The organism is Pseudonocardia sp. ICBG1293 (assembly GCF_020131355.1).
Lineage (GTDB): Bacteria > Actinomycetota > Actinomycetes > Mycobacteriales > Pseudonocardiaceae > Pseudonocardia.
Genome location: NZ_JAHLEL010000030.1, coordinates 19,361 through 36,981 on the forward strand (window position 1 = coordinate 19,361; position 17,621 = coordinate 36,981).

The window sequence follows — 17,621 nt, forward strand, 5'->3', positions numbered from 1 at the left end:
GCGCAACCACCGATTTTGCACACTCGCCGAGAAAACTCCCCGCGATGAACCCACACCTTATCCCCTGCAGAGAGGACCTGCATCGGCCCACCCACCACCGCAGCTACTACCTGATCATTCTTGATGTTGTGCTTCCAATACACCTTGTCATAGCCGAAACCCTCCTTTGGGGTCTCCGCATACCAGTAACCCCGCCGGTAAAACACCGGGCCGCCAACAGAATTCTTGAACACCTTCCGCACATACGCCTGATACGACACAGGAGGCTTCGGACGCGCCGCCATCGCCCCCGGCTCCAACGCCTCACTCGCCGCAGCCGAAACCCCTACGACAGAAAACAGGCACGTCGCCACAACCGTCAGAATTAGCCCAGATCGGGACATCGCTCGCAAACCATGACTTTTCACACCCATGCAATAACCCTAGTCGCCAGCCGCCACGCGTCCATCGCCTCCTCTCTCACTTTCATTGCACGCCAGAGGCGCACGCAACGTGGCTGAAGGAACACTCTTCGCGCAACACTATGGACGCACATGCCTCCCCTCGGCTCATCCAAAAAATGCATTGACCTCCGCACTTCACCCATGGAGCACTCCGTGCACCCAGCACTCCCGACCCACAGGTCACCCCCCTGGCCTGGCCTGGCCAGGCCCCAGGAACCCATCAACACCGCTCCACAGGCACTACCAGCCACTTCTCAACCGCTCTCGGCCCCCCGGAAAAACCGTGCCGACGCGGCGGCAGTGGCCCATTCGCCGTTGCGGCGGGCTTGAGCCAGGAGGCATCCGACTGTGCCGACGCCGTCGCCGGTGCTGTCGGCTATCTCGCGGTAGGTGAGACCTTGCAGGCGGAGCTTCACAGCTAGCGAGCGTCGCACTTTGGCTCGTCGCTCGTATTCAGGACGCGGCTCAGCAACCATCGCGCGGATAGTGCGTTCGTGAACACCGAACTGCGCGGCAAGTTCGCGAGCCGTTCGAGCGCGGCGGCGGGGGGTGCGGGCCGCCATCAGAAAGCCGCCACTTCAACCGCAGCATGAAGCTGTCGAGATGCTGAGGCCCGAGCTATTCCTCGTGCGAGTCCTCCTTTGCGTCCTCCTTTGCGTCCGCGTGCGGCTTGGATGGCGGAGAAGGTGGTGTTGTAGGCGGTGGGGCCGTCGTTCCACATTTTGGAGTGGTTGATGGTCCAGTCGGTGATGGAGCGTGAGATGTGGCCGAGTTCGGTGTGTCCTAAAGGGGTGCCGAAGTCGGCGTTGCGGATGGCGACTTCGCGGGTGATCGCGGCTCGGTAGCTGTCGGGGTCGCCGAAGTGGTGGCGCATTTCGCGGTAGGCGTAGTGGCGGACAGAATGGAAGAGGGTTTCGTTGCGGGAGTAGCCGATGGGGGTGCGGCGGCGTTGGTTGTGCCATGCCCGTCCGGGCATGTGCCCGGCGGCGGTCAGGATGGCGCCGAATGTGTTGAGGGTGGAGGTTTTCCCGTGGAGCCAGTGGGTGATCCAGCGGGGGTGGAACGGGTTTTTGATGAGCCGTCCGGGATAGGCCGGGTCGCCGCCCACGGCTCGCCGGAGTGCTTCTTCGATGGACAGGCCGTAGCGGACCGATCGGCGTGATCCGTAATTGGCCCGGGCTCTTCATGGTGTGCTGCCGGGCGGGTGACCCCCGAAAGAAGAAAGTGCCTCGTGACCAGGTAGGACAGGGCTTGCTGAGGGCTCTGTTCACCGCGGTCGAGGAGGCACTTTCCGAGTGCAGGCTACAACTACCCGTCCGAAGATCATCGTGACCGCCGACGGTGCCGGGGTGGTGTCGCATGTCGGGTCGCGGCTGCTGGCCGACGTCGCCGACCACACCACACTGACCGGGGAGTTGTCGCAGGCCCTGGATGTGTTGCGTCGACCGGGGACCCGTCATGATCCGGGTCGGGTCCTGGTGGACCTCGCTGTCGCGGTCGCGGACGGGGCCACGACGATCTCCGAGATCGACGTCCTGCGCGATCAGGGCGCACTGTTCGGGGCGGTGGCGTCGGACTCGACGTGCTGGCGGCTGCTCGACCGCCTCGACGACACCACGCTCACGGCCGTGGCGGCGGCACGGGCGAGGGCCCGGGAGGTGGTCTGGGAGGTGGTCTGGGATCAGCACGCTGAACGCCACGGACGAGCGTTCCCAGCGGCCGCGGTGGCCGGGCGAGAGCGTGATGTGCTGGTCATCGACCTCGACGCCTCGATCGTGATCTGCCACAGCGAGAAGGAGCAGGCCGCACCCACGTTCAAACGAACCTTCGGCTACCACCCGCTGATGGCGTTCTGCGACAACACCTGCGAGTTTCTCGCCGGGATGCTGCGCCGCGGCAACGCCGGCGCGAACACCGCCGCCGACCACATCACCGTGCTCGACCAGGCGCTGGCCCAGATCCCCGACCCGCACCGCCACGGCCGCCCGATCCTCATCCGGGCCGACACCGCCGGCTGCACGAAAGCATTCCTCACCCACATCCGTCAGCAACGAGACAGAGCGGTGAGCTGCGAGTTCTCCGTCGGCTGGGCCATCACCGACCGCGAACGCACCGCCATCGCCGCCATCCCGAAGAAGGTGTGGGCCGACGCGGTCGACACCGACGGCGCCCACCGTGACGGCGCCGGTCTGGCCGACCTCACCGGGCTGCTGCCCACCGCGGCGCTGCAGGGCTACCCGAGCGGGACGCGGGTGATCGTCCGCCGCGAGCGTCCGCATCCCGGCGCACAGCTGGACCTCATGGAAGAACACGACGGCTGGCGCTACACCTGCTTCGCCACCGACACCCCAGCCGGACAGCTCGCGTTCCTCGACGCCCGACACCGCGCCCACGCCCGGGTCGAGGACCGGATCCGCACCGCGAAGAACACCGGCCTGAACCACTTCCCATCCCGGACGTTCGCGATCAACGCGGCCTGGCTGACCGTGGTCATGCTCGCGGTCGACCTGCTCGCCTGGACCCAGCACCTCCTGCTCGACGGGCACCTCGCCAAGGCCGAACCGAAGACGCTGCGCTACCGGCTGCTGCACGTCGCGGCCCGCATCACCCGAGGTCAGCGCCGCACCTTCGCCCGAATCCAACGGTCCTGGCCCTGGGCCGAACAGCTCGCCGCGGCGTTCGCCCGGCTGCACGCACTGCCCGTCACCGCAGGATGAACCCCCATTCCCGGCCGGCACGAGCGGCGCGGAGCTCCCGGCAGAACAGCAGGCCGGACGATCCCGCACGCCCCCAACCCGGAAACCCGAAACGATCATGAACCGGAGATCAACAGCCAACCGTCATGAATGACCAGGGTTGGTGACGTTGATCGGGGTCGTGACGGCCCAGGCGGCGTGGGCGTGGCCGTTGACGGGGTTCTCGATGATCACGTTCGGCTGGGGGTGGTGGTCGACGGTGGAGAGCATCCGTAGGACCGCGTCGGGGGTGTCGCCGTCGACGCCGATCAGGCCCCACACCTGTTTGGGGTGCAGCTCGACGTGCTGGCGGGTCATCGCGGCCGCTCGGGTGTGCCGCCAGACGCCGTCGTCGAAGTCGTCGGCGGCGAGTGGGTACCGCGACGTCCATAAACGCTCCCAGATCGCCGTGGCCGCCTCGAATGGAAGTCCCCCGACTAAGAGGTCGTTTCAGAACGACTTGTCGAGTTTCCATTGACCCCTCGACGACAGATCAAACGGCAGGTCAGATAGCCGCTTGTCGTCTACAACAGACACGTCGACCTCGTTCTGAAATGACCTCTTAGAGCGTCCGGCAGTAGAGGTGGCCGTGTGTCGGTGTTGGTAGAGACACGGACCTGCAAGTGATCATGGGATTGCTGATGTCCTGATGATCGTGTGGAGAGTCCGTGCCTCTGCTGCCAGCATCTCTGATCGAGCCCTTGTGGGGCGAGTTCGCCGCTCTGATCGGGTCTGACCGGCCCGAGTTCGACCCGACCCATCCGTGGGGCTGTCACCGTCGCCGGATCTCTGATCGGGTCGTGTTCGACCACGTCGTTGCCGCTCTGGTGCACGGTAGTGGCTACGAACGCATCGCCACGCCGGGTTGCTCGGACCGCACCATCCGCCGCCGTCTCGATGACTGGGCCACCGCGGGAGTCAGCGAGGAACTGCTCCGCACCGCGCTGGCCGGTTATGAGCTTGGCCCCTGGTACCGGACACCTGTCCTGAGGCGGACGCCGTCCGCCGGGAAGGATGTCGTTCGTGCCCGCTCCTCACCCGCCGGAGTTCCGGCAACGCGCTATCGACCTGGCCCGTTCGAAGGTCAAGCCGATCTCGGAAATCGCCAAGGACCTGTCGTTGTCGGAGTCGTGTCTGCGGAACTGGGTCTCCCAGGCCGACGCAGACGACGGTGACCCGCGCTCCACACGTCTGTCGAGCGCGGAGAAAAGTGAGATCGTCGAACTCCGAAAGAAGGCCCGCCGGATCGAGATCGAGAACGAGATCCTCAAGCGTGCTGCCGCGTACTTCGCCCGGGAGAGCATCCTCCCAAAGTAGTTTTCCCGCTGGTCCGTGAACTCGCCGACGATGGATTCGACGTCGCGGTGACCTGCCGGGTCCTTGGCGTCCGCCGCCAGGGCTACTACGAATGGCACTCCGGGGCGACATCGCTACGGACGCAGGAGAACGAACTGCTCCTCAAACACATCGAGAAAATCCACGCAGAGTCCCGGGGCACCTACGGATGGCCACGTGTGCACGCCGAGCTCACCCTCGGACTCGGTATCACGGTGAACCACAAACGCGTCGCTCGGCTGATGCGCCAGGCCGGGATCCAGGGCCTCTACCGGCGACGCAACCACGGCTGCACCGTCCGGGACCAGCACGCCGACCCGGTCGACCGCGACTTCACCGTCGACGGACCGGATGAGATCTGGTGCACCGACATCACCGAACACCCCACCCGAGAAGGGAAAGTCTACTGCGCGGCAGTCATCGATGTATTCTCCCGGAAAGCAGTCGGATGGTCCATCGCCGACAACATGCGCACCGAACTCGTCATCGACGCCCTCGGCATGGCCATACTCCGCCGACGCCCGCAATACCACGCCACGATCCTACATTCCGACCACGGCACCCAATTCACATCATGGGCATTCGGTCGACGTCTGGTCGCCGCTGGAATCGTCCCATCGATGGGCTCGATCGGAGATTGCTACGATAACTCTCTGGTCGAATCATTCTGGGGTACCATGCAACTCGAACTGCTCGATTCCAGAACCTGGAAAACCCGCGCAGAGCTTGCCACCGCCATCTTCGAATGGATAGAATGCTGGTACAATCCGTTACGGCGCCATTCCAGTATTGGGATGCTCTCCCCGAACGACTTCGAAGCAGCCCACACCCCGCCCGACCACACCCACTGACCCCACACCGTCGGTGTCCGGACTACGGGGCCAAGCTCAAGCACAGCTATGAACGGCGTGACACCGTCCTCAGAGAGACCAGTCAGCAAGATTCCGACACCGCCCGCCGTGCACATGCCACCCGACACTAGAATCCACCACGCAATCAACTTCTTCTTCTCAGACGCTAGAAGAAAGCAGATCGCCAACCACACCAGCAGGCCAAGCGGAAGCGCACTGAAGACCGGAATCGGGCGATTCTGCGCCACATGCTCCGCGCCAGCACACCACGTGTAACTCAGCCCGCCGAGCGCTGCAGCAGCTAACCCACCGATCTTCCGAAACTGATTCATTTACACTTCTCGGGCGGTGCGGGGCGCCATCCGATGTTGAGCGTCTGACTCAGATCCCAACACCGACCATCATTAAGAATGCGGCCCGGCCCAGTGAGATTATCATTCCAGATACGCTCTACCGCATTCCCACACGTCCTCGATCCCCACGGAAGTTTCCCACACAGTTCCTGAAGGCCAGCCTTGCCGAGGTTCCAGAAATCAGTTCCTGTCATGTACAAGCGCGGGCCATTATCCCATCCGACGTTCACCTTCCGGTCTCCCACGCTCTCTTCCGGATCCAGGACGATCTTTCCTGGATCCGCTGGGACGAGATACAAAATCGTGTACGAAGAACTCTTAAGCGTGTACTCGTGCGCCGTTCCCTGGGTCGTCCGAACTTCAGCACCCTTGACATATCCTGCCTGCTCCAAGCGGCGCGCTAACTCGCCTCCGATAATACCATCACGTCCCGCACGAGAAATCGCCTCCGGCGAACCTTTAGACGTGTCAACTGACTGTTCCGCAAAAGCGAGTCCACCAATCGAACCCATCAAAACAACCACAACCAACACAGTTCCGATAACACGCCACCCGAACTCTTTCGTTCTCACGGTCGCATACAAACACGCCCCCCCCAATCAGTCAAGACCAACTACGAAAAACGACCACCGAGATAATCCCGACACACCCAGAAAAACACCACAAAAGAACCGAACTGCGGGCCGAAGCTCCTCAGGCGCTCCACGCCCCTGACGGTCACACCCCAACTCCTGCCAGCCGGCACCCCAGCACCTCATCACCGCCGCTTCACAGGCGATTCCAGCCACTTCTCAGTTGCTCTCGGCTCCTTCAGCGCCTCACTCCACCGCCTCACTCCACCGCCTCACTCCACCGCCTCACTCGACACCACCCCGACGACCCGAGAACCCCCAGCCCGACCACCAGGAACCGGAACGCACCACCCAAAAAAGCGCCCTTCAGATTCAATAACACTACACCTGCGAGAGTCGCCTACGGCGCCACGAAAGAGACCGGTAAATCCTGTCTAATAGACAACTGAGACAAGGGTCAATCCCGGCCAATCAACCACCTTAAACGACAACCCACTACCCAGAAAAGAACCGCTCCAGAAAAACCTCCGCCGCACCGCCCGCGACACATCGAAGACACTTTTCAGCACCATCCTGAAAAAACCACACCGGGCCGGCGAAGTGGCGTCCACCAGAGTGGTGTGCGACCGGCCCGGTGGCGGGCAGAGCCTGGGATAGGGCGGCCACCACTCTGGTGGACGCCACTAGGGAGTGTTTCTTAACTCTGCCAATCGGGACTGCGGGATGATCATCGGGTGTTGCGTCGTGTGGTCCTGACCGATGCCCAGTGGGCCAGGCTCGAGCCGTTGTTGCCCTCGTCGGACGGGATGCCGGGGCGCCCGTTCGCCGATCACCGTCGGGTGGTCGAGGGGATTATCTACCGGTTCCGGTGCGGAGTGGCTTGGCGCGATGTCCCGGTCGAGTTCGGGCCATGGCAGACGCTGTGGAAACGCCACCGCCGCTATGCAGGTGACGGCACCTGGGATCACGTTCTCGCAGCTCTGCTGGCCGATGCCGACTCCGCCGGTCTGGTGGACTGGGCGGTCAGCGTCGACTCGTCGATCATCCGCGCCCACCAGCACGCCGCGACTCTCAGGCGCGACACAGGGGGCCGGATCGAACTACAAGAATCTGCGCGTCGAGCCGCCCGATCACGCCTTGGGCCGCTCTCGCGGCGGGCTGACCACGAAGATCCACCAGCTCGTTGACGGACACGGCCGCCCGCTGGTCGTGCTCGTCGGTCCCGGCCAGGCCGGTGACGCCCCGATGTTCCTGCACCTGATGAGTCACCTGCGTATCGACCGGGTCGGTGCGGGCCGGGCGCGGACCCGCCCCGAGCGGGTCCGCGGCGACAAGGCCTACTCCTCACGCGCGATCCGCCGGCACCTGCGCGAACGGCGGATCGTCGCGGTCATCCCGGAACCGGCTGACCAGCAGGGACACCGGAAACGACGCGGCACACGCGGCGGCCGACCACCGATGTTCGACCGGGTCGACTACCGCGGCCGCAACGTCGTCGAACGCGGGTTCTGCGAGGTCAAGCAGTGGCGCGGCCTCGCGACCCGCTACGACAAACTCGCCGTGACCTACCGCGGCGGGGTCGTCCTGAAGACCATCGTGACCTGGCTACGCGCGTTAGGAGACACGCCCTAGCCGGCCGTCCTGGTCGACCGGCCCTGGGCGCGGGCGAGCTCGGACCGGGCCGACAACCTCAGCGCCACCTTCTCCGCTGGAGACGGCTGAGTGACAGCCGTCGGTCGCTGTCACTCAGCCGTCACTGGCTATTTCTGCTGGTCACAACGTGGTGAGTGACAGAGTGACAGCAGTGACAGTGCCGCCGCCGCGGACTTCCTGGCCACGGTCTCTGGAACCAACGGACTCGCCGGAGCCGCCGACGCCGTCCTCGTCCTCGTCCTCGAACGCGCTCGAGCCCAGGCCGATGGGATCCTGCACGTCACCGGCCGCGACATCGACGAACAGGACTACCCGCTGTCATTCGACTCCGACACCGGAACATGGAACGTGCTGGACGGACCCGCCGAGGACTACCAGCTCCGCGACACCCGCGCGAAGATCCTGCGCCACCTACGCGACCATCCAGGCCGCAAGCCCAAACAGATCGCCGACGCACTCGCCCTCGACGCCGCCACCGTCCGCCAAACCTGCCGCCGCATGGCCGCCGACCACCAACTCATCACCACCGTCACCGGGGAATACCGCGCCACCGAAACACCGGCTGCCAGCGGCGACTAGAGCGTGTCTCCTAAGAGGTCATTTCAGAACGAGGTCGACGTGTCTGTTGTAGACGACAAGCGGCTATCTGACCTGCCGTTTGATCTGTCGTCGAGGGGTCAATGGAAACTCGACAAGTCGTTCTGAAACGACCTCTTATCTGCGCGGACCCGCTCGGGTCGGGTCCGCGGTCGGCCCGGACCGACCCGTCCGACGCTCAGATGTGACATCAGGTGCGCGAACATCGGGGCGTCACCGGCCTGTCCGGGGCCGACGAGTACGACCAGCGGGCGGCCGTGTCCGTCAACGAGCTGGTGGATCTTCGTGCCGAGCCCTCCGCGGGAGCGGCCCAAGGCGTGATCGGGTGGCTCGATCAGCAGATTCTTGTAGTTCGATCCGGCCCCCTGTGTCTCGCTGCAGGGTCGCGGCGTGTTGGTGAGCGCGGATGATCGTCGAGTCGACCGACACGGCCCAGTCCACGAGACCGGCGGAGTCGGCATCGGCGAGCAGAGCTGCGAGAACGTGGTCCCAGGTGCCGTCACCGCAGTAGCGGCGGTGGCGTTTCCATAGGGTCTGCCACGGCCCGAACTCGACCGGGACATCACGCCAGGCCCGCCCGCAGCGGAACCGGTAGATGATCCCCTCGATCACTCTGCGGTGATCGGCGAACGGGCGCCCTGGCATCCCGTCCGACGAGGGCAGTAACGGCTCGAGTCGGTCCCACTGGGCATCGGTCAGGACGGCACGGCGCGACACCTACTGATCATCGCGCAGGCCCGACCAGCCGGGTTAGGAGACGCGCCCTAGCCGTTGGATTTCAATTTTGAATCGGCGTGTCGCGCACGCGCTCCGGGTCGAGTCCGGTAAGAAGATCACATGGAGGAGACCCGACCGCGGAAGAAGCCGGGGCCGAAGCCGAAGGGGCCGCGTACCGCGACCCCGGTCTACCTGCCGAATGATCTACGGGCTGAGGCGCAGGAGATCGCGAGGCGCGATGGCCTGCCGCTGACGTCCGTCATCACGCGGATGGTCGCCGAGGCTCTCGGGCGGCCGGTGCCGTCGTACTGCTACCCGCGCCAGCAGATCGAGGCGCAGGAGGAGCTACCGCTGACCAAAGCCTCATAGACACAGGAACGGGGTGGCCCTTGCCGGGGCCACCCCGTGATTCCTGCGCGTCACACGGCCTGCCAGCCGATGTGACGCCGTAGCCCCGGCGAACCGGGGCGGTTCCCTACCTCACTCCAAGAGAAGGGGCGCTTTCGCGTGCCCAAGTCTACCTCGTCTAATTCTACTACGCACGTACCGGCGGGCCGGGCGTATCGCGTGGCGGCCGCCGCCCACCGTCGGGCCGAGTACGGCCGGCGTCGTGCTGCTCGCCGTGTCGACGGCGGCCGGTTCGCGGTGCACCCGGGTTGGCGGGGCCGGATCCCGCACGGCCTGGTGGTGGTCACCGACCAGCCCGCCGCTCGCGAGCTCATCGACCGGGCCGCGGACGCCGAGGGATGGCGTGCGGACCGGCGCCACATCGCTTTGACCGTCCTGCAGACCCTCGCCGACGCAATGGACTGGCGTACTGGTCTGGTCATCGGGGCGACCCGGGAGAAGGCCGCTCAGCGGGCCGGAGCCAGCCTCCGCACGGTGAGCCGGGTCATCGCCTGGGCGAGCCGTGTCGGACTCCTCGTGTGCGTCGAGAAGGGCGCGACGGGCGCGTTCCTCGGGACCCGGTCCAACCGGGCTCCCGCCTACGTGTTCGTGAGCCCGTCCGGGATGCCGATCCCGCAGCCCCGCCGGGTCGCAGATGACCAGGGTGTGGACGAAATTGGCAACCCCCCCGCATCTTGCGTAAGCACTCAAACCCTTGGGCGCGAGGGCGTGAAGCGCGCTTCACCGAAGCGCCCGGCCTGGCCGAGTCGGGACCAGACCAGGGACGGCCGGGGGCGGGCAGCCGCGACGCAGACCGTCTTGGACCGGGCCGGGGTCCGCCGTGTCCCGTCGTGGAAGGCCTCAGCGATGCTGGCGCGCTGGTGGCGTTCCGGCTGGTCGGTGTCCGGGATGCTCTACGCGATCGACCACCACCCGGCCCGGCCCGGAGAGTCCCGCGGTGACGCGATCCGAGGTGCCCGCGACCCGCTGGCCGTGATCGGGCACCGGCTCGCCGCATGGACCGGCCGCGAGCACGAGCTGCCCGCCGCCGTCCAGGCCGTCGACCCGGACGAGCGCCGCCGCCGCGCCGCCCGCCTGGCCGCGCAGCTCGACGAGCCCGCCCAGCAGCCGCGGTACACCGTTTCCACCGCGGCCGGGCGACAGCAGGCCCGGGACCTGTTCGCCGCCGCTCAGCGGGCACGTCGGGCAGCCGCGTGACCCTCGCTGCCCGCCACCCACGGGACGGGCCGAACAACCACCCCCCGATCCCGCGGCCGGTTCGAGCAGCGGCGAGGAGGTGAGCGCCCGTGTGCGCCGATGGCTGCTACAAGATGAAGCAGGACAACCGGTAGGTCTGCATCAAGTGCGGTCACTGACCCCCGGCTCGGAGGTCGGGCCTGCCAAGGAACGGCGGGCCCGACCTCCGATCAGGTCAAACGATCGTAGATCTCCCGCCGGTGCCCGAGGGCGAGGACCAGGACGACAAGTTGGTCGTCCTGGGGCTCGTAGACCACGCGCCAGTCGCCGACCTTGAGCCGCCAGGCTCCGGGCTCACCCTTGAGCGGCTTCCCGGCCGGTGGTGCCGGGCGCGGCTGGTCAGCGAGCGTGCCCACCGCGGCCAGGATGCGGCGGGCCACCTGCGGGTCGAGCTTGCGCAGGGCCTTACTCGCCGAGCCCGTCCAGGTGATGCGCCAGTGGGGAGCGTCTGGCACGTGTCAGCGCTGGTCGAACTCGGCGAGCAGGGCAGCGTGATCGACGGGCGCGCCGGTCTCGGCCTTCGCCTCGCGAGCCATCCGAGACAACCCCCGGTCTTCCAGCTCGTCGAGCAGGTCGAGGACTTCAGCCGGGACGACGGCGGCGACCCGCTTGCCGTGGCTGGTGATCGCGGTCGTGACACCGGCATGCTGAGCGCGGCCCACGACGTCGGCGAAGTGGCGCCGCGCGTCGGTCGAGGACATCTCCGCAGCAGTCATGTTCAAAATGTACCTCTTGTACAAAGTCGTGTCGACGTGGCTGCGTGGATGACCATGCGCCGCTCACCGGATAAACGGGCATTTCGGGTGCTTGCAGGGCAGATAACGACTCCGGGCCGCGTTTCCGCAGTTCAGTCGAGCCGATATCGCACATTATGTTCGATCGAGCCCAGTGAGACCGCTTGCTATCGCTTGCAAGATCTAGCGTCAGGATTACCTAACAAAGAGGCATCGTCAGGGTATCCTGACAGTATGGGGTGGACCTGGGACACTGGTTACGGACCGGCCTACGAACACGAGGGCTACGCCGCCGTAGTCCTCGATGGCGACACGGTCACCGGGATCCACGACGATCTGACCAACAGTCGGTTCGTGGGCTGGCGCGCCGCGTGTGTCTGCGGTTGGCGCGGGGAGAGGTTCTGGTCCCGCGCGGAGGTGGTGGCCACGGACTCCTGCTACGCCGAGCAGGTCGCGCTCTATCCGAGTTCAGCCAGTGTCGCCCCGGAGTCGGTGGAGGGCCCCGAGGAGGGCGAGGGTGCGCAGGGACAGTGGCGTACGCACCTGGGCGAGGCGCTGCCGGGGCTTGCGGTGCACGATGCCGCGGTTCGGTTGGCTGAGATCCGCGAGGAGCTGGACACCGCGGTCGGCCGGGCCCGGGCTGCCGGGGCGTCCTGGACAGTGATCGGTGACGCGGCCGGCCTGACCCGCCAGTCGGCCCACGAACGCTGGGGAGCGGCCTTCCCGCCCCCGCCCCGTTCGACGGAGGCCAGGACGAGGAGCACGCGATGAGCACCTGCACCCACCCCGGGGCGCACGTCCACGGCTTGGTCGGTTCCGGACCGGTCGCCGTGGCGCCCGAGGAGACCCGTCTTGCCCTGGAACCGGCCGAGTGGGGCCACCTCGACGGACCGTTGCGCCGCGGGGAGCGCATGTCGGCTGCGATCGGGGCGTGCAGCAGTTGCGGGGCGCTGGTGGTGTCGGTGTCGACCTGGCACCCCGCCGACGGTCAGGGGGAGCACGCGGTGCAGTACCGGACTCCCTGGACTGCGATGCACGGTCCGAACTCGGCTGAGGCGGTACCGGCCGATCCTGCGGCGCGGCCGCCGCTCCCGGTGACGCTGGTGGGGTTCGGCGGTCAGGATCTGACGCCCCGTTGAAGCTGAGCCAAGGGACCGGCGGGTGCTATCGGGGGAGCCAGTCCCACCGGTCCGGGGACCGACGGGCGGCTGCGGCCGCGAGCGAACCCAGTGGTTCTGAGGCGAGGTCGTGCACGCAGGTGAGTAGCTCGACGGCGCGGTCCCCGAGCTGATGGCGCGCGGCTGCGGCTTCGTCGTGGGGAGTGGCCCCGCAGACGGTGCAGCAGTACCGCCCGAACCCGGTCCGGGTGATCTGGCAGTCGCGATCGAGCGCGGTCACCACCTCCACCAGGACGTCGGCGGGGTCCCTGCCGGTCCCGGCCAGCCGCCGACCGGAGGCACACGAGAGTTTCCCGGCGCCGTCGATGTCGGTGATCGGCAACGAGGGCCGGAGCATTTCCGTCCATTCCCGGGTGGCCCCGTTCTCCGTCATCTGCGGTGACGGATTGATGATCCCGTTCTCGTCCCACACAGGGCTGTCCGGATCGCCCCACACCTGGTAGCTCCGTTCGAGACGGGCGCATTCCTCCGGTGTGAGAACGACCCCGGTCGCGATTACGCGGGTCACCACTGCCGACCGGCACCGCCGGAATGTCTTGGGGAAGTGGCGGTAATCCGGGTCCGGCCGGTCGACTTCCGGCCGCACTTCGTAGACGTCTCCCGGAATCGTGCGGCCGAACGGATCCACGTAGCGGCTCGCGTAGGCACGGGCGGAGCCCTCGTCAGCCGTGACGTACACCCAGTCCGGCGAGTACTCCGCCCCCGCCATCGCGTAGGTGTAGGCGATGCCGAGCGCCGTAGCGCTGACCAGGCGCGCCCCCGGGCGCAGCCCTGGCGTCCCGCCGTGGAACCAGCGTCCTGCACCGCGACGCCCCGGCGTCGTGTCCTTCGACCGTCGCGCGCCGCTGCCGCGACGCCTGTCTCTCGATGTCGCCACAGGCGCACCATACGAGCCGCCACCGACACCCAGCTGTCCGTTGCACGCTCAACCACAACCCAACATCAGCACCTGCACTCAGCCACTTTTCGATCATCAACACACCTATGCACAGTGTTATGATCTTGGTCGGCTCCGGTACGATGGGCTCGTGCTGCGCATCACCGCCATCGGCTCCGGAGCGGTCGAGTACCTGCTCCGCGGGTCGGGCTGCCGCGAGCACGAGCACCGTCACCAGGCGCCCGTTGCCGGGTCGTCTGCGGAGGCGACGGCCGGGCAGGTCGGGCCGGGGTACTACACGGCCGCGGTGGAGCATGGTGAGGCGCCGGGCCGGTGGGCCGGTTCGGGCATGGAGGCAATGGGGCTGTCGTTCCGCGCCGGGGACGAGGTGGTCCCGGACGACGTGCGGGCGGTGTTCGGTCAGCTCCGTCGTCCGGAGTCGGCCGAGGCGGAGCCGGAGTTCCTGGGGCGCCGGCCTGCGCTTTTCCGCACCGAGGCGGAGCGGTACAACGCTCTGGTCGCGAAGGAGTCCGGGGCGGTCACGCCGGAGCGTGAGCGGGAATTGCGGGCCGAGGCTGCCACATCCGGACGTAAGCCGGTGGCGTACTACGATTTCACGTTCTCTGCCGTGAAGTCTATTTCCGTGTATGAGGCTGCTTTGCGGGTGACCGGTCAGACGGAATTGGCTGACAAGGTGGTGGAGGCGCATAATCGAGCGGTTCAGGTCGCGCTGGATTACGCCGAGTCGCGGGTGATTTTCACGCGGACCGGGTCGCACGCTCGCACGGTGACCGGGAATGAGTCGATCGGTCGGCACGAGGCCGGTACCGGCGCGGTGTGGACGGTGTGGGCTCACTCCACGAGCCGGGAGAACGAGCCGCAGATGCACACGCACGCGGCCCTGTTGAACCGGACGGTGACCGAGTCCGGGAAGATCGGCGCGCTCGACGGCGCGAGTTTCCGGGCCTACAAGGAGGCCATCGCCGCGGCCTACGAGCGGGCTGCCGAGCAGTTCGTGACCGAGGAGACCGGGGCACGGTTCGAGCTGCGCCCGGACGGCAAGGCCCGTGAGATTGTCGGTGTCGACCCCGAGGTGATGGCAGAAGCGTCGACGCGGCGGGGGCAGGTGACCGGGCTGGTCGCCGAGCGGGTCGAGGTCTACCGGGAGCGGCACGGCAAGGAGCCGGACGCGGCCGCGATGAAGCGGATCACGGACATGGCCGTGTACGAGACCCGGAAGGCGAAGGGGCCGGAGTCCGGGCCGGACGCGGTCGCGCGGTGGAGCGAGCAGCGGACAGAGCGGTTGGCCGCGATGGTGGCCGACGTCGAGGCGGCCGGACAGCAGGCGGCCGGGCCGGTGTCCGCGGGTGGTCACGTGTCCGGTGGGGCGGTGGCCGCTGACCGGCTTGCCGGTCACGGCGTGGCCGCGGGTGCGGACACGGCCGCGGACGTGGCCGCTGCGCACCTGCGGGACGTGTCCGCGTCGGCCATCGAGGACGTGCAGGCGTCCTACTCGGTGTGGACGCTGGGGAACCTCGCGGCCGCGATCGACAAGCGCCTGGGGTCCGCGGCCGATCTCGGCGTGGCCGCCGAGGATCGCCCGGCCCGGTTGGAGGAGATCGCGCGGGAGGCGCTGCGGGCGGTGGAGGTTGTGCAGGTCTCCACGCCGGACCCGGTCGAGGTTCCGGAGTCGTTCCGGCGCGCGGATGGCGGGTCGATCTACCGGCGCGCGAACGCCGAGCGGTACACGACGGCCGCGCATCTGGCCGCGGAGCAGCGCGTGTCCGCCCGGATGGCCGCCCCGCTGGCCGGTGCGGTGACCGCGGACAGCGACGGGCTGGACGTGGAGGCACTGCGGTCGCGGCTGGCCGCGGCCGGCCTGTCCGGGGACCAGGTCGACGCAGTGGCCGGGATCATCGGGTCCGGCCGTCTCGGTGACTGCCTGGTCGGCCCCGCCGGTACCGGGAAGTCCCGCACGGTCGGTGAGCTCGCCCGGGTGTGGGCAGAGCACGCCGATGGCCGCGTGCTCGGTCTCGCCACGTCGCAGATCGCGACGCAGAACTTGGCCGGGGACGGGCTCGAAGCGCTCAACACGACCCGGTTCCTCAACGGCTTCACCCCGGACGAGGCGGGGGAGGTCCGGGACCGGCTCACCGGACGGGACCTGGTGATCGTCGACGAGGCCGGGATGTCGTCGACGCAGGAGCTGGACCGGATCGTCGAGCTGTGCTCCGCCGCGGGGGCGAAGGTGGTCCTGACCGGTGACCATCACCAGCTCGACGCGGTCGGTGCCGGTGGCTTGTTCCGGCAGGTGATCGCCGAGCGCGGCGCGTACGAGCTGCGCGAGGTGCACCGGTTCCGGTCGGAGTGGGAGCGCGAGGCGAGCTTGCAGTTGCGCGCCGGGGACCCGGCGGCGTTCGACGCCTACAACGACCGTGGCCGTGTGCACGCGGGCACGTGGGAGGAGATGCAGGCCCTCGCCGCCGAGCGGTACCTGTCGGACATCCTGGACGGCAAGGACACGCTGCTCATCACCGGTACCAATGAGGGGGCGGGGGAGCTGTCGGCGTCGATCCGGGACCGGTTGATCGAGCTGGGGCGGGTCGAGGAGGCTCCGGTCGCCTACGTGCGCGGCGCCAAGGGAAAGCAGGAAGTGTCGATCGGGGACCGGGTGCAGGCACGGCTCAACGACTACCGTGCCCGCGTCGACCGTGGCCCGGGCGCGGCCGTGGAGCCGGACCCGGTGACGAACCGGGCGCTCTACACGGTGGTCGGGCGGCACGCGGAGTCCGGGGCGCTGCTCGTCCGGGACCAGGGCGGCGCGACCGCGCATCTGCTGCCGGGCTACGTGCGGGAGCACGTGACGTTGGCCTACGCGGTGACCGAGCACGCCAGCCAGGGCGTCACGGTGCAGCGCGGGCACTACCTGCCCGACCGGGATGCGACCCGGGAGGGCGCGTACCCCGGTCTCACCCGTGGTGCGGAGGAGAACCACGTCTACCTGCCCGCGGTGCGGGCGGCGGACGAGCACGACCCGGAGCGGGTCGAGGAGTCCGCGCGGGAGTGCTTCACCAGCATCTACACCGCCAGCTCGGCGCAGCGCAGCGCGACGGACACGCTGCGCGAGGGGCAGCGGAACGCGGGCTCGTTCGCGATGGCGGCCGCGACGCTGGACGCGGTGTCCGATGACCACGCCCGCGGCCGGTACGGCGCGGTACTGGCCGAGGTGCTCGGCCCGGACGTCGGCGGCCGCGGCCGCCGACGACCGGGCGGCGTACGGCCGGTTGTTGCAGGCGACGCGGGAGGCGGAGATCGCGGGGCACGACCCGGCCGCGGTGCTGGCCGAGGCGGTCGGGGTGCGCGGCTTGGACACCGCCGAGAGTGTGCCGGACGTCGTCCGGTGGCGGGTCCGGCAGCTGACCGAGGCCCGGGTTCCGGAGCGGGCCGTGGACCCGGCGGACTGGACGACGCGGGTACCGGCCCCGGACGGGACCGAGGCCGGGCAGTACGTCGCGGACCTGGCCGCGGCGGCGACCGAGCGTCAGACCCGGTTGGGTCGACAGCTCGCCGAGGAGCCGACCGGGTGGGCGTTGAGCCAGCTCGGCGACGTTCCGGAGGTTGGGCAGGTCGCCGAGCGGGCCGCGTGGGAGCGATCCGCGGGTGCGGTGGCCGCGTACCGGGAGATGGAGCGGGTACCGGCCGATCAGGAGTCGATCGGTGCGGCGCCGTCGCGGGAGTTCCCGCTCCGGCGGGCGTTGTGGCAGTCCGCGCGGGACGCGCTCGGCCCGGTCCCGGACTATGTTGTCGACCACCGTGCGCTCACCGATGGGGAGCTGTACCAGCGCACCGAGCGGTGGGCGCGGGAGCAGGCCGTCGCGCCGGAGTTCGTCGCGGACAAGATGCGGGAGGCGTACCGGGCCGCGCATGAGCAG

The 17,621-nt window shown here is 67.9% G+C and carries 17 protein-coding genes and 3 pseudogenes; 12 read left to right on the top strand and 8 right to left on the bottom strand.

Annotated features, from left to right (window positions below):
* Positions 1-1,005: 1,005 nt before the first annotated feature.
* Positions 1,006-1,596 (bottom strand): annotated as a pseudogene (locus KPF47_RS13080) (replication initiation protein); the annotation flags it as partial.
* A 142-nt stretch (positions 1,597-1,738) separates the two neighbouring features.
* Here KPF47_RS13080 and KPF47_RS13085 point away from each other — a divergent pair.
* Positions 1,739-3,160 carry an IS1380 family transposase gene (locus KPF47_RS13085; protein ID WP_224389126.1) on the top strand — a complete coding sequence of 474 codons (1,422 nt, stop codon included), beginning with the start codon at positions 1,739-1,741 and terminating at the stop codon, positions 3,158-3,160.
* A 123-nt stretch (positions 3,161-3,283) separates the two neighbouring features.
* Here KPF47_RS13085 and KPF47_RS13090 read toward each other — a convergent pair whose 3' ends face one another.
* Complete coding sequence (locus tag KPF47_RS13090) at positions 3,284-3,496, bottom strand: replication initiation protein (RefSeq protein ID WP_224389127.1); 213 nt, start codon at positions 3,494-3,496, stop codon at positions 3,284-3,286.
* Between the two features lie 350 nt (positions 3,497-3,846).
* Between KPF47_RS13090 and KPF47_RS13095 the strand changes: the two are divergent.
* The 3 genes and pseudogenes from KPF47_RS13095 to KPF47_RS13105 all read left to right on the top strand — a co-directional run.
* Positions 3,847-4,137 (top strand): annotated as a pseudogene (locus KPF47_RS13095) (IS5/IS1182 family transposase); the annotation flags it as partial.
* A 64-nt stretch (positions 4,138-4,201) separates the two neighbouring features.
* Positions 4,202-4,495, top strand: coding sequence for a transposase (locus KPF47_RS13100; protein ID WP_178373333.1), 294 nt, complete (start codon positions 4,202-4,204; stop codon positions 4,493-4,495).
* A 47-nt stretch (positions 4,496-4,542) separates the two neighbouring features.
* On the top strand, positions 4,543-5,364 hold the full coding sequence (locus tag KPF47_RS13105; protein WP_308015390.1) for an IS3 family transposase: 822 nt from the start codon (positions 4,543-4,545) through the stop codon (positions 5,362-5,364).
* Between the two features lie 328 nt (positions 5,365-5,692).
* On the opposite strand, the gene KPF47_RS13110 is transcribed toward KPF47_RS13105, so the two are convergent.
* The gene (locus tag KPF47_RS13110; RefSeq protein WP_224389128.1) at positions 5,693-6,250 is read right to left on the bottom strand and encodes a hypothetical protein; all 558 of its coding nucleotides are present in this window, start codon (positions 6,248-6,250) and stop codon (positions 5,693-5,695) included.
* A 773-nt stretch (positions 6,251-7,023) separates the two neighbouring features.
* Between KPF47_RS13110 and KPF47_RS13115 the strand changes: the two are divergent.
* The 3 genes and pseudogenes from KPF47_RS13115 to KPF47_RS38730 all read left to right on the top strand — a co-directional run bounded on the left by KPF47_RS13115 (position 7,024) and on the right by KPF47_RS38730 (position 8,647).
* Positions 7,024-7,921: pseudogene (locus KPF47_RS13115) on the top strand (IS5 family transposase).
* Positions 7,922-8,290: 369 nt separating this feature from the next.
* Positions 8,291-8,521 carry a winged helix-turn-helix transcriptional regulator gene (locus tag KPF47_RS13120; protein WP_224389129.1) on the top strand — a complete coding sequence of 77 codons (231 nt, stop codon included), beginning with the start codon at positions 8,291-8,293 and terminating at the stop codon, positions 8,519-8,521.
* A gap of 3 nt (positions 8,522-8,524) precedes the next feature.
* Positions 8,525-8,647: a hypothetical protein gene (locus KPF47_RS38730; protein WP_255659617.1), complete on the top strand. Its 123-nt coding sequence runs from the start codon at positions 8,525-8,527 to the stop codon at positions 8,645-8,647.
* Here KPF47_RS38730 and KPF47_RS40920 read toward each other — a convergent pair.
* Both KPF47_RS40920 and KPF47_RS13130 read right to left on the bottom strand, forming a co-directional pair.
* Positions 8,620-8,853, bottom strand: a complete 234-nt coding sequence (locus KPF47_RS40920; protein ID WP_224389123.1) for a hypothetical protein — start codon at positions 8,851-8,853, stop codon at positions 8,620-8,622. The two genes, KPF47_RS38730 and KPF47_RS40920, sit on opposite strands and share 28 nt — an antisense overlap.
* Positions 8,804-9,256 carry an IS5 family transposase gene (locus KPF47_RS13130; protein ID WP_374108842.1) on the bottom strand — a complete coding sequence of 151 codons (453 nt, stop codon included), beginning with the start codon at positions 9,254-9,256 and terminating at the stop codon, positions 8,804-8,806. Before KPF47_RS13130 ends, KPF47_RS40920 begins: the two co-directional genes overlap by 50 nt.
* A 120-nt stretch (positions 9,257-9,376) precedes the next feature.
* On the opposite strand from KPF47_RS13130, the gene KPF47_RS13135 reads away from it, so the two are divergent.
* Together KPF47_RS13135 and KPF47_RS13140 are read left to right on the top strand one after the other, a co-directional pair.
* Positions 9,377-9,625: a hypothetical protein gene (locus KPF47_RS13135; RefSeq protein ID WP_178373289.1), complete on the top strand. Its 249-nt coding sequence runs from the start codon at positions 9,377-9,379 to the stop codon at positions 9,623-9,625.
* Between the two features lie 885 nt (positions 9,626-10,510).
* Positions 10,511-10,861: a hypothetical protein gene (locus KPF47_RS13140; protein ID WP_224389130.1), complete on the top strand. Its 351-nt coding sequence runs from the start codon at positions 10,511-10,513 to the stop codon at positions 10,859-10,861.
* A 209-nt stretch (positions 10,862-11,070) separates the two neighbouring features.
* On the opposite strand, the gene KPF47_RS13145 is transcribed toward KPF47_RS13140, so the two are convergent.
* On the bottom strand, positions 11,071-11,355 hold the full coding sequence (locus tag KPF47_RS13145; RefSeq protein WP_224389131.1) for a type II toxin-antitoxin system RelE/ParE family toxin: 285 nt from the start codon (positions 11,353-11,355) through the stop codon (positions 11,071-11,073).
* Positions 11,356-11,358: 3 nt separating this feature from the next.
* Positions 11,359-11,601: a type II toxin-antitoxin system Phd/YefM family antitoxin gene (locus KPF47_RS13150; RefSeq protein ID WP_202417232.1), complete on the bottom strand. Its 243-nt coding sequence runs from the start codon at positions 11,599-11,601 to the stop codon at positions 11,359-11,361.
* A 267-nt stretch (positions 11,602-11,868) separates the two neighbouring features.
* On the opposite strand from KPF47_RS13150, the gene KPF47_RS13155 reads away from it, so the two are divergent.
* Both KPF47_RS13155 and KPF47_RS13160 read left to right on the top strand, forming a co-directional pair.
* Positions 11,869-12,405 (top strand): hypothetical protein, encoded by a 537-nt coding sequence (locus KPF47_RS13155; protein WP_224386164.1) that lies wholly within the window; start codon positions 11,869-11,871, stop codon positions 12,403-12,405.
* Positions 12,402-12,773, top strand: a complete 372-nt coding sequence (locus tag KPF47_RS13160; protein ID WP_224386163.1) for a hypothetical protein — start codon at positions 12,402-12,404, stop codon at positions 12,771-12,773. Before KPF47_RS13155 ends, KPF47_RS13160 begins: the two co-directional genes overlap by 4 nt.
* A 25-nt stretch (positions 12,774-12,798) precedes the next feature.
* On the opposite strand, the gene KPF47_RS13165 is transcribed toward KPF47_RS13160, so the two are convergent.
* Positions 12,799-13,521, bottom strand: a complete 723-nt coding sequence (locus KPF47_RS13165) for a hypothetical protein (RefSeq protein WP_224386162.1) — start codon at positions 13,519-13,521, stop codon at positions 12,799-12,801.
* Between the two features lie 319 nt (positions 13,522-13,840).
* Here KPF47_RS13165 and mobF point away from each other — a divergent pair, with 319 nt between their 5' ends.
* Positions 13,841-17,617, top strand: coding sequence for a MobF family relaxase (mobF, locus tag KPF47_RS13170; RefSeq protein WP_224389132.1), 3,777 nt, complete (start codon positions 13,841-13,843; stop codon positions 17,615-17,617).
* Positions 17,618-17,621: the final 4 nt, after the last annotated feature.